The 10,183-nt window shown below is 69.1% G+C and carries 11 protein-coding genes; 5 read left to right on the top strand and 6 right to left on the bottom strand.

What is annotated here, in order from left to right:
- Window positions 1-14: 14 nt before the first annotated feature.
- The 4 genes from ACYQ0J_RS03315 to ACYQ0J_RS03300 all read right to left on the bottom strand — a co-directional run bounded on the left by ACYQ0J_RS03315 (window position 15) and on the right by ACYQ0J_RS03300 (window position 4,778).
- On the bottom strand, window positions 15-1,739 hold the full coding sequence (locus ACYQ0J_RS03315; RefSeq protein ID WP_460170752.1) for an ATP-binding protein: 1,725 nt from the start codon (window positions 1,737-1,739) through the stop codon (window positions 15-17).
- The gene (locus tag ACYQ0J_RS03310; protein ID WP_460170751.1) at window positions 1,739-2,623 is read right to left on the bottom strand and encodes a DNA double-strand break repair nuclease NurA; all 885 of its coding nucleotides are present in this window, start codon (window positions 2,621-2,623) and stop codon (window positions 1,739-1,741) included. The genes ACYQ0J_RS03315 and ACYQ0J_RS03310 overlap by 1 nt, the downstream gene beginning before the upstream one ends.
- A gap of 4 nt (window positions 2,624-2,627) precedes the next feature.
- Window positions 2,628-4,358, bottom strand: coding sequence for an NAD-dependent malic enzyme (locus ACYQ0J_RS03305; RefSeq protein ID WP_460170750.1), 1,731 nt, complete (start codon window positions 4,356-4,358; stop codon window positions 2,628-2,630).
- A gap of 84 nt (window positions 4,359-4,442) precedes the next feature.
- Window positions 4,443-4,778, bottom strand: coding sequence for a metal-sulfur cluster assembly factor (locus tag ACYQ0J_RS03300; protein WP_460170749.1), 336 nt, complete (start codon window positions 4,776-4,778; stop codon window positions 4,443-4,445).
- A 175-nt stretch (window positions 4,779-4,953) separates the two neighbouring features.
- On the opposite strand from ACYQ0J_RS03300, the gene ACYQ0J_RS03295 reads away from it, so the two are divergent.
- Window positions 4,954-5,643, top strand: coding sequence for a TerC family protein (locus ACYQ0J_RS03295; protein ID WP_460170748.1), 690 nt, complete (start codon window positions 4,954-4,956; stop codon window positions 5,641-5,643).
- Window positions 5,640-6,173 carry a DedA family protein gene (locus ACYQ0J_RS03290; protein ID WP_460170747.1) on the top strand — a complete coding sequence of 178 codons (534 nt, stop codon included), beginning with the start codon at window positions 5,640-5,642 and terminating at the stop codon, window positions 6,171-6,173. The genes ACYQ0J_RS03295 and ACYQ0J_RS03290 overlap by 4 nt, the downstream gene beginning before the upstream one ends.
- A gap of 22 nt (window positions 6,174-6,195) precedes the next feature.
- Here the strand turns inward: ACYQ0J_RS03290 and ACYQ0J_RS03285 are convergent, their stop codons facing one another.
- Together ACYQ0J_RS03285 and ACYQ0J_RS03280 are read right to left on the bottom strand one after the other, a co-directional pair.
- Entirely contained in the window at window positions 6,196-6,498 is a 303-nt protein-coding gene (locus tag ACYQ0J_RS03285; protein ID WP_460170746.1) for a P-II family nitrogen regulator, read from the bottom strand.
- Between the two features lie 2 nt (window positions 6,499-6,500).
- A complete protein-coding gene (locus tag ACYQ0J_RS03280) occupies window positions 6,501-7,457 on the bottom strand; it encodes a sodium-dependent bicarbonate transport family permease (RefSeq protein ID WP_460170745.1) in 957 nt (318 codons plus the stop codon).
- A gap of 47 nt (window positions 7,458-7,504) precedes the next feature.
- Between ACYQ0J_RS03280 and purE the strand changes: the two genes are divergently transcribed.
- From purE to ACYQ0J_RS03265, 3 genes are read left to right on the top strand one after another with little or no spacing between them, the layout of a single operon-like run.
- A complete protein-coding gene (purE, locus tag ACYQ0J_RS03275) occupies window positions 7,505-7,999 on the top strand; it encodes a 5-(carboxyamino)imidazole ribonucleotide mutase (RefSeq protein ID WP_460170744.1) in 495 nt (164 codons plus the stop codon).
- On the top strand, window positions 7,996-9,105 hold the full coding sequence (locus ACYQ0J_RS03270; protein ID WP_460170743.1) for a 5-(carboxyamino)imidazole ribonucleotide synthase: 1,110 nt from the start codon (window positions 7,996-7,998) through the stop codon (window positions 9,103-9,105). Before purE ends, ACYQ0J_RS03270 begins: the two co-directional genes overlap by 4 nt.
- Window positions 9,102-10,160: a glycoside hydrolase family 130 protein gene (locus ACYQ0J_RS03265; protein ID WP_460170742.1), complete on the top strand. Its 1,059-nt coding sequence runs from the start codon at window positions 9,102-9,104 to the stop codon at window positions 10,158-10,160. The genes ACYQ0J_RS03270 and ACYQ0J_RS03265 overlap by 4 nt, the downstream gene beginning before the upstream one ends.
- Window positions 10,161-10,183 lie beyond the last annotated feature (23 nt).

The following is a 10,183-nucleotide window of genomic DNA, read 5'->3' as shown; positions in this document are numbered from 1 at the left end:
GCTATCCTACCCCTTCAAAAAAACTCCCGCCTGAGGGTTTCCGCGGAGTTGTCCTCCAGAACCTCCTCCCGCTTGGTGGCCCAGGCGGGAAAGGGGAAGCGCACCAGGAGGGGCACGGGGATCTCGGGCTGGGAGAGGATCACCGCCCCTTGGGGCAGGATGAGGGCCCTTTGCCGGAAAGAGGTGGGAAGATAGCGGTACTCGGGGCGCTCCGCCTCGGCGGCATCCAGCCGGCCCACCACCCGGATGGCGGCGTTCCCCACCACGCGGCGCTCCACCTCGCTCGCCGTCTGCTGGGCCCCGATGAGGATGACGCCCAAGGAACGGCCCCGCTCGGCGATGTCCAAGAGGACGTCCTTGATGGGGCTTTCCTCGTCCCGGGGGGCGTACTTGTTGAGCTCGTCCAAGACGATGAAGACCCGGCCCCGGTACTGCCCCCGCTCCTTGCGCTCAAAGACGTCCTTGAGGAGGCTCCCCACCACGAACATCTGCGCCTGGGGGGAGAGCTTGGCCAGGTCCACCACGTGCACCTGCTCCCCCTGAAGGGGGTCTGGGGGGCTCCCGGGCCGGTCGCCCCGGATGAGGTGGCGGACGTTTTCCACGCTTGAGCGCAGGCGCCGCACGAAGGCCTCGAGGGTCCCCCGGGCCTGCCGGGCGGTCCAGGTGCGGTCCCCTTCCCCCTCCCCGCTTTGGGGCCCCAGGAGCTTGAACTCCAGGTAGTCCACGAGCTCGGCGAACGCCTTCAACCGCACCTTGCCCAGGGCGTCAAAGGAGATCTCCTGGGGAAGCTCCTCCTCGGGCCAGTCCTCCACCAGGAGGTGGGGGCCTTTCTGCTTCTCCGCGAGCCGCCGCAGCTTCTCCGTCACGTGGGCCACCAGGAAGCCCAGGTTGCTCAGGGCCCCCTTGTCGGCGAAGAGGAAGGGGAGAAGGCCCTTCTGGCAGAACTGGACCAGGTCCCAGTGGTAGGCCTTAACCCCCTCCAGCCGGGTGTCCACGTCCGGGAGGTACCCCTCCTTCTTGGGGGGGGCCAGGAAGGCCACGCTCCCGAAGGGGGTGGGGGGCAGGCCCAGGCGGGCGTAGGCCTCCCTGGCCTCCTCCGTGAGGCGGGCGTTGGGCTTGTCCAGGAAGAAGAGGTCCTCCCCCTTCACGTTGAAGAGGAGGACCTTGGCCTGGTGGGCGTTCTCCAAGACGCCGCTTTCCAGAATGCTCTTGAGGAGAAAGGCCGCGTAGCTGGTCTTGGCCGCCACCCCGCTGATGCCGGAGATGTTCACGTGCCCGCCCTTGACCCCGTTTAAGAACTCCAGGTTGAGGTAGGCCACCTCCCCGTTCTTGAGGAGGCCAGCGGGGAGCTTGGTGCTTCCCCGCTGGTTTTTCATGGCCTCGTAGTAGAGAGCGAGCTCCAGGTCCTCCCCCTGGGCCAGGTAGACGGGGGAGCCGGGGTCCGGGGGGAAGAACTCCTCGGGGAGGATGCGGGTCACGCTCACGTGGGCCACGTAGGCCAAGGAGACGGGGATGCGCCCCTCCACCGCCAAGAAGGTGTCGGTGTCAAAGCTTTCCCCCTCGTGGGCCTTGGCCACGTGGTCCACCATGCCGAAGTAGCGCACCCTCCCCACCTTGGGGTGGAACCCCTCCACCACCACCAGGTCGTCCAGGCGCAAAAGCTCCTCGCCCTCCACCCCCACCCAGAACTCCAGGGGGGTGGCCTCGCGGCTCCCCAGCACCACACCGATGCGTTCCACTAGGCACCTCCCAGATGCCGGGCCAGGATGCGGCCCACCACCTCGCGGCTTCCCATCCTGCGGGCAAGCTCCCGCTCAAGCCCCCCGATGGGCAAGAGGTTCTGCGGGGCCCGGGGGTCCTTCACCGGGTGGGAGGCCAGGGCGGGGAAGAGGCTCAAGGAGAGGTCGGCAAGGGCCGAAACCTCCCCCGCCAAGGGGGTCTCCACCCGCAGGAGCCCGCTTTCCGGGGGGCGTAGCCCCTCGGGGGGAAGGGGCAGGCGCAGGTACCAGCTGGCGAGCTCCAGCCCCCCGCGGCGCACCCGGAAAAGGGGCGTCCGCTCCCCGGGCCTCAGGGCCCGAAGGAGGGCCTCCTGCTCCTTGGGGAGGTAGCGGGCCCAGTGGGTCTTGATGTAGCCCAATAGGGCCCCTTCCCGGGGTACCCGCACGGGGCCATCCACCACCAAAAGCCCCCCGGCAAGCCCCCGGGCCACCTCCGCCTCCAGGGCGGCCCGGGCCTGCCGCAACCCCTCCTGAAGGCCCTCGAGGCCCTCCCCCATCGGGGGCACCGCCTGGTAGAGGAGTTCCCCCACCTCCAGGGGCCCCTCCAGCCCCACCCCCACCCGCCGGACCACGGGGGGGAGGAGGCGCATCCGCCCCCCCTGCCACGCCACCGCCCCCGCGGCCACACACCCCAGGAGGGCAAGCCGCCCCCCCTCGGCCACCAGGCCCTCCGCCCGCTCCCGCCCGTCCAGGAAGTAAAGGGGCTCGGGCCAGGGCCTAGGGGGTGCGGTCTTGGCCTCCCAGGGCGCCTCCAGGGGGTGAAAGGCCTCGGGCTCACCCTCCCGCAAGGGCCCCTCCTCGGCCCCCTGCCGGGGGACCTCCAAGGCGTAGAGCCGCCAGCCCATGCCCCTAGATTACCGGGGCCGGGCGGTAGGGCAGGTACCGGGGCTCCCAGAAGCGGGAGCGCACGAACTCCAAAAGCCCTTTGAAGGAGAGGCCCTGCACCCGCTCCTCCTCGGCCACGCCCTCCTCCAGGGCCTTCTGCATCACCCGGGCGGCCACGTAGGGGGCCACCTCCCGCAACCGGGCCACGGGGGGGTAGAGGAGGTCGGGGAAGTGGGCCTTGGTGTAGTCGTAAAGGGCATAGGCGGCCTCCAGCACCATGCCGTCCGTGACCTCCCGGGCCCGGGCCAGGACCGCCCCCAGGCCGAGCCCGGGGAAGATGAAGGCGTTATTCCCCTGGCCCACGGGGATGGTGCGGCCCATGTACCCCACCGGGGGAAAGGGGCTTCCCGCGGCCACCAGGGCCCTGCCCTCCGTCCAGTAGACGAGGTCGTCCGGGAGGGCCTCGCTGGCGGAGGTGGGGTTGGAGAGGGGGAAGATGACGGGGCGCTCGGTATTCTCCAGCATGGCCCGCGCCACGGGCTCGGTAAAGCTCCCCCCCTGGCCAGAAAGGCCCAAGAGCACCGTGGCCCGGGCGTTCACCAGGGTTTCCAGGAGATTGGGGTAGGGCCCCGCGAAGCGCCACCCCGCCAGGCGCTCCGCCCTTTGGGCGTAGGGGCGCTTGTACGCCTCCATGCCCCGCCCCTCCACCAAAAGCCCCTTGGAGTCCAGGACCAGCACCCTGGCCCGGGCCTCCTCCGGGGAAAGCCCTTCCCGCTTCATCCCCTCCACCAGGGCCCAGGCCACGCCGATGCCTCCCGCCCCGGCCCCGTAGACCACGATGACCTGGTCCGCAAGCCTCTCCCCCTTCAGGCGGCAGGCGGAAAGGACCCCGGCCAAGGCCACGGCCCCGGTCCCTTGGATGTCGTCGTTGAAGGAGGGCACCACCTGGCGGTAGCGCTCCAGAACGGCAAAGGCCGCCTCCTTGGAGAAGTCCTCCCACTGGATGAGGGCCTTGGGGTACCGCTTCCGCACCGCCTCCACGAAGCGGTCCAGAAAGCGGTAGTACTCCTCGCCCCTTAGGCGCTTGTGCCGCACCCCCAGGTACAAGGGGTCCTGCAGGAGGTCCTCCCGGTCCGTGCCCACGTCCAGCTCCACGGGCAGGGTCTTATCCGGGCCCACCCCCCCGGCGGCGGTGTACAGGGTGAGCTTGCCGATGCTGATGGCCATCCCCCCGTAGCCCTGGTCCCCGATGCCCAAGATGGCCGAGGAGTCGGTGGCCACGATGAGGCGCACCTCCTCCAGGGGCACGTTGGCCAGGGCCTCTTCAATGCGGTGGATGTTCCTGGTGCTGGCGGTGAAGCCCCGGGGGTAGCGGTAGATGTGGGAGAACTCCCGCACCGCTTCCCCCACCGTGGGGGTGTAGAGGATGGGGAGCATCTCCTCCAGGTGGTCCACCAAGAGGGCGTAGAAGAGCACCTCGTTCCGGTCCTGGAGGTGGCGCAGGTAGATGTGCTTCTCCAGGGGGCTCGAGATGAGGCGGTAGCGGCGGTAGACCCGTTCCTTCTGCTCCTCCAGGGTGTTCACGTGGGGGGGGAGAAGCCCCTCCAGGCCCAGGGCTCTCCGCTCCTCCTCGGTGAAGGCCGTGCCCTTGTTCAGGAGGGGAAGCCTGAGGAGCAAAAACCCGGTGACGTAGGGCTCCAGGTAGCGCTCGCCTTTCTCATCCCGCTTGACGTCGTAATAGCGGCTAACCGGCATGGCCCCATTCTCCCACTTCCCCTCGCCCGGGGCCAGGGGATAGACGTCCCTAAGGAGGGGGAGTACCCCTCCATCCCTTCCCGGCTAAACGTTGAAGCCGAACATGCGCATCATGCGCTTGCCCTCCTCGGTCATCTTGGCGGGGGTCCAGGGCGGGGTCCAGACGAACTCCACGTTCACCCCCTGCACCCCGGGCAGGCGCATGACCGCCATCTCCGCATCCGCCTTCACCACGTCCTGGGCCGGGCAGCCGATGGCGGTGAGGGTCATGGTGATGTCCACCATCCCGTTCTCGTGGACCTCCACGTCGTAGACCAGGCCCAGGTCCACGATGTTCACGGGGATCTCGGGGTCATAGACCACCTTGAGGGCCTCGAGGACCTGCTCCTTGGTGGGGAGCTCCTTCACCTCCGCGTCCATGCCCCCAGTATACCCGGAAAACCCCATCTCTTTTTGGGTATAATGGCCCCGTTGGGGAGTAGCCCCTAAGCCGGCCTTTCGTCAGGACGGGCCCACGGGCCCCGGAAGGCCGGGGGCGGAAGCCCGGGCAAGACCACCGCAGCCTGCGGTGGTCTTCCTTTTTGGGAGGTTAGGGATGGAAATGGGTTTCCTCTCGGTGATCCTGATCCTGGTGGCCCTGGAGGTCATCCTCTCGGCGGACAACGCCCTGATCCTGGGGGTTATCGTGCAGAAGCTGCCCCCCTCCCTCCGGCGCAAGGCCCTCTTCTACGGCATCCTGGGGGCTTACCTCTTAAGGGGCCTCGCCCTCCTCTTCGCCGCCTTGGTCATCAAGCTCTGGTGGGTGCAGGCCCTGGGGGCGGCCTACCTCCTCTACATCGCCCTCAGGCACTTCCTGAGGCCCGAGGAGGCCCACGCCCCCCCGCCCCTGGAGGTTTCCGCCACCCAGTTTTGGAAGGTGGTGGCCCAGGTGGAGCTCATGGACCTGGCCTTCGCCGTGGACTCGGTCCTGGTGGCCGTGGCCCTTTCGGACAAGCTCTGGATCATCTACACCGGGGTCTTCCTGGGGATCCTGGCCCTCAGGATGCTGGCGAGCCTGGTGGTCTCCCTCCTGGACCGCTACCCCCGGTTCAAGCACCTGGCCTACCTGGTGGTGGGCCTCGCCGGAGTGAAGCTCGCCGTAGGCGGGTGGGATAAGCTGGCCAAGGAGGTCCTCCTCCGCCCTGAGCTCGCCCTCGGCCTGGACAAGGAGGCCTTCAGCCTCCTCATCCTCCTGGTGCTCCTCTTGGGCAGCCTCTGGGCCACCCGCAAGCCCGCCCCCGCATGAAGGCCCTTCTCTTTCTGGCCCCCCTTTCCCTCTTCCTGGAGACAGGCCTCCCCATCGGCCTCGTTGTGCCCGGGGGGGACACGCTTCTCCTCGCCCTGGGGGCCCTGGCCGCGGAAGGGCGCCTTGCCTCCTTCCCCCTCCTCTTCCTCCTCTTCCTGGGAAGCTTCCTCGGCCACCTCCTGGGCTACGCCGTGGGGCGCTACGGGGGAAAGGCCTTACGGGGACGCTTCCCCCAGGAGCTCTGGAAAAAGGGCGGGCGCCTTGCCCTCCGCTTCGGCCCCCTCGTCCTCCTCCTCGCCCCCTTCCTGGGAGGGGTGCGCACCCTCGTCCCCTTTCTCTTCGGAGCCTGGGGGTTTCCCCTCTCCCGCTTCGTCCCCCTGGTGGCCTTGGGGAGCCTCCTCTGGACCCAGGGGCTTTTCTTCCTGGGCTACTTCCTGGGGCGGTACCTTCCCCTTTGGGCCATCCTCCTGGGGCTTCTTCTCCTCGCGGCTGTGGGGCTTCTCCTCTCCCGGCGCTCCCGCGCGGGGTAGGTCCTGCCAGCACGGGGTGGTATCACACGTACTTCTCCCCCCGCACCACCCACACGTTTTCCACGTAGGCGATGACGGCGTAGTGGGGGAAGTATTCCTCCTGAAGCTTTTGCAAAATCCTCAGGGCCACCTCCTCGGGGACGATGGTCTCCAGGCGGATGTTCTGTCCCTCCCAGTCCACGCTCCTAATCCCCCTCGAGCCCTCCCCCCGGGCGGGGACCAGCGTGTACCCCTTGGCTCCCAGGCGCTTGATCTCCTCCACCAGCTTCTTCTCCAGGAGGCTTTCCGCCACGATGGTCACCAGCTTCAAAGGCACCAGGTTCATCCTCACCCCCCGATCCACCGGGCCAGGGCGTGGTACACGGGTATGCCCAAGACCAGGTTAAAGGGAAAGGTCACCCCCAGGCTGGCCCCCAGGTAGAGGCTGGGGTTGGCCTCGGGAAGGGCGATGCGCACCGCAGCGGGGGCGGCGATGTAGCTGCTGCTGGCCGCCATGGCGCCCAAGACCGTGGCCCCGCCCGGGGAAAGCCCCACCAAGTGGCCCAGGTACACCCCCAGGGCCCCGTGGAAGAGGGGGAGGAGGGTGCCGTAGAGGACCAGGCGGAAACCCACCTGCCTGAGGACGGAAAACCTCGAGGCCGCCACCATCCCCAGGTCCAGGAGGAAAAGGGTCAGGGCCCCGTAGAAGGGGTCCACGAAGAAGGGCTTGACCCGCGCCATCCCCGCCTCCCCGGAAAGGGCCCCGATGGCGAGCCCCCCCAGGAGCAGGACCACGCTCCTCCCCGACAGCACCTCGCCCAGGGCCTCGCCCAGGTTCCCACCCCCCCGCTTGGCCAAAAGGAGGGCCAGCACGATGCCCGGCACCTCCAGAAGGGCCACCAGGGTGGGCAAGAACCCCTCCGGACGGTGGCCCACCCCCTGGGCGAAGGTGAGGGCCGCCAGGAAGGTGACCGCGGACACCGAGCCGTAATGGGCGGCCAGGGCCCCGGCGTCCGTGCGCCCCACCCCCAGGAAGCGGCGGGCCAGGAGGTAGGCGGAAAGGGGCCGGAAGAGGCCCAGGAGGAGGGTGGCGAGGAGGGGAAGGAGGAGGAGGGCCAAGGGGGTCTTGGCCAGCTCCACCCCGCCCTTGAGGCCGATGGCGAAGAGGAGGTAGAGGGACAAGGCGGTGTACATGGCCTCGGGGAAGGCCAAGTCGCTCTTGAGAAGCCGGGCCAAGACCCCCAGGGCGAAGGCCAGGACCATGGGGGAAAGGAGGTTGAGCCTGAGGAGCTCCAAGGCGTCCATCCCCTGCCTTCTACCACGGGGAGGGGGGCCTGGTACAATCCGGTACGATGCGGCCTTTGGTGGGCGTGATCATGGGTTCCAAGTCGGACTGGGAGACCCTGCGCCACGCGGCGGAGACCCTCGAGGCCCTGGGCGTCCCCTACGAGGTGCGCGTGGTCTCCGCCCACCGCACCCCGGACCTCATGGCGGAATACGCTAAGACCGCCGAGGAACGGGGAATCCAGGTGATCATCGCCGGGGCCGGGGGGGCGGCCCACCTCCCCGGCATGACCGCGGCCCACACCCCCCTCCCCGTCCTGGGGGTGCCCGTGGAGAGCAAGGCCTTGAGGGGCCTAGACTCCCTCCTCTCCATCGTGCAGATGCCCGCAGGCGTCCCCGTGGGCACCCTGGCCATCGGCAAGGCGGGGGCGGTGAACGCCGCCCTCCTCGCCGCAAGCATTTTGGGCCTCAAGCACCCCGAGGTGATGGAGCGGCTCAAGGCCTACCGCCAGGCCCAGACCGCAGCGGTCCTGGCCCACCCCGACCCCCGGGAGGAGGCGTGATCGGGATCTTGGGCGGGGGGCAGCTCGGGCGGATGCTGGCCCTTGCGGGCTACCCCCTGGGGCTTTCCTTCCGCTTCCTGGACCCCTCCCCCGAGGCCTGCGCCGGGCAGGTGGGGGAGCTCGTGGTGGGGGACTTCCTGGATGAGGCGGCGCTCTCCCGCTTCGCCGCCGGGGTTTCCCTCGTCACCTACGAGTTCGAAAACGTCCCCGTGGCGGCGGCCCGGGCCTTGGCGGCGAGGCTTCCCGTGTACCCTTCGCCCCTGGCCCTGGAGGTGGCCCAGGACCGCCTCCGGGAAAAGCGCTTCTTCCAGGGCCTGGGCGTGCCCACCCCTCCCTTTCACCCCGTGGACGGCCCCAAGGACCTGGAGGAAGGCCTCAAGCGGGTGGGCCTTCCCGCCCTCCTCAAGGCGAGGCGGGGCGGCTACGACGGCAAGGGGCAGGCCTTCCTTCGCTCCCCTGAGGAGGCGGCGGCCGCCTTCTCCGCCCTCGGGGGGAAGGATCTCCTCCTCGAGGGCTTCGTCCCCTTCCAGCGGGAGGTCTCCCTCCTGGCGGTGCGGGGAAAGGGCGGGGAGGCGGCCTTCTACCCCCTGGTGGAAAACCGCCACCGAGGGGGCATCCTCCGCCTCTCCCTGGCCCCGGCCCCCGGGCTCACCCACGCGCTTCAGGAACGGGCGGAGGCCTACGCCCGAAAGGCCCTGGAGGCCCTGGGGTACGTGGGCGTCTTGGCCCTGGAGTTCTTCCAGGTGGGAGAGGAACTCCTCCTCAACGAGATGGCCCCCCGGGTGCACAACTCCGGCCACTGGACCATCGAGGGCGCGGAGACGAGCCAGTTCGAGAACCACCTCCGGGCCCTCCTGGGCCTTCCCCTGGGGAGCACCGCGCCAAGGGGCCACAGCGCCATGGTGAACCTGATCGGGCTTCAGCCCGACTTCGCCCGGATCCTGAGGGTGGAGGGGGCCCACCTCCACTGGTACGGTAAGGCGGTGCGGCCCGGCCGCAAGGTGGGGCACGTCACCCTGCGCCGGGAGGACCCCCAGGCCCTGGAGGAGGGCCTGGCCCAGCTGGCCGAGCTCGTCCCCGAGCTCCCTGGGAGGAGGAACCTATGACCATCTCCGAACTAGAGGAAGCCCTGAAGGAAGAAGCCCGGCTCTTCCTCAGCCGGGCGCGGGGGCTTCGGGTCCCCCACACGGAAGACCTCTTCGCCCGCAGGGTCTACATCGCCCCCGAGGACCTCTACGTGGAAAACTACCCCCGCCGCCGCCCCCTGGCCGCCTTCAACCCCGGGGCGGTCCTGGAGGGGGAGGTGGTCCACCTCTTCCCCCGCCTCGTCTTCGACTACTACAGCTACGCTTCCGCCATCGGCCACGCCGCGGTCCCCGTGGCGGACCTCCTGGCGGGGCGGCTACCCAAACCCCTCCCCGTGCGCATCCTCCTCTACCCCACAGAGCTCTTCGAGGCGGTGCGGGGGTGCGAGGACGCCCGGGCCCACCGCCGGGAAGGGGGCTACGCCCTCTTTTACACGGGGGTGGGCAAGCTGGGAGACGCCCGAAACACCGACAACAAGGAGGTCTACACCGCCCTCCTCTCCCTGGCGGAGTTCGACGAGGGTCTGGCGCTCAAGCGCAAGGCCCCCCTCCGCATCGGGGTTTCCGGGGAAGAAACGGGGCTTGCCCTGTACCTCCCCTCCAAGAACGCCACCTTCCTGGAGGGGGACCACATCCTCCTCAGGCCCAGCCTCACCGGGCTTCCCGACCTCTGCTGGCGGGGCAAGCTGGACCTCAAGACCCTCAAGGCCTACGACCTCAAGCCCATCCTGGCCCCGGAGGCCTTCGAGTACAAGGTGGGCTGGTCCACCAACGCCCTTAGGCTCCCGGACGGCACCTACCTGGTGGGCTACCACGGGATCTTCCGCTACGACCTCTCCTACCGCCACGGCTTCATGCGCCTAAGCCCCGAGGGAAGGCCCTTGGGCCTTTCCCACTACCTCCTCGCCCCCCAGGGCCTGGCGGAGAGCTACGGGGACCGGCCCCTCACCCTCTACGGCAACGGGCTTTTCGTCCAGGGGGAGGAACTGGTCTGGGTGGGCGGGGTGGGGGACTACGCCATGGGGGTCTTCACCGCCCCCTTGGAGGAGGTCCTCAGGCGGGTCTCCCCCTTGTGAGGGTATAATCCTGGGCGAAGCCA

Source organism: Thermus sp. FJN-A (assembly GCF_054655095.1).
This window is presented reverse-complemented; position numbering and strand designations above follow the sequence as displayed.

Coding starts and splice junctions, on each gene's coding strand:
- ACYQ0J_RS03310 (WP_460170751.1), bottom strand. CDS start 2,623: ATGGGCTGGCGGCTCTACGCCTTGGAGGTCCCCCGGCAGGGGGCCGAG.
- ACYQ0J_RS03305 (WP_460170750.1), bottom strand. CDS start 4,358: ATGCCGGTTAGCCGCTATTACGACGTCAAGCGGGATGAGAAAGGCGAG.
- ACYQ0J_RS03300 (WP_460170749.1), bottom strand. CDS start 4,778: ATGGACGCGGAGGTGAAGGAGCTCCCCACCAAGGAGCAGGTCCTCGAG.
- ACYQ0J_RS03295 (WP_460170748.1), top strand. CDS start 4,954: ATGGAAATGGGTTTCCTCTCGGTGATCCTGATCCTGGTGGCCCTGGAG.
- ACYQ0J_RS03290 (WP_460170747.1), top strand. CDS start 5,640: ATGAAGGCCCTTCTCTTTCTGGCCCCCCTTTCCCTCTTCCTGGAGACA.
- ACYQ0J_RS03285 (WP_460170746.1), bottom strand. CDS start 6,498: ATGAACCTGGTGCCTTTGAAGCTGGTGACCATCGTGGCGGAAAGCCTC.
- ACYQ0J_RS03280 (WP_460170745.1), bottom strand. CDS start 7,457: ATGGACGCCTTGGAGCTCCTCAGGCTCAACCTCCTTTCCCCCATGGTC.
- purE (WP_460170744.1), top strand. CDS start 7,505: ATGCGGCCTTTGGTGGGCGTGATCATGGGTTCCAAGTCGGACTGGGAG.
- ACYQ0J_RS03265 (WP_460170742.1), top strand. CDS start 9,102: ATGACCATCTCCGAACTAGAGGAAGCCCTGAAGGAAGAAGCCCGGCTC.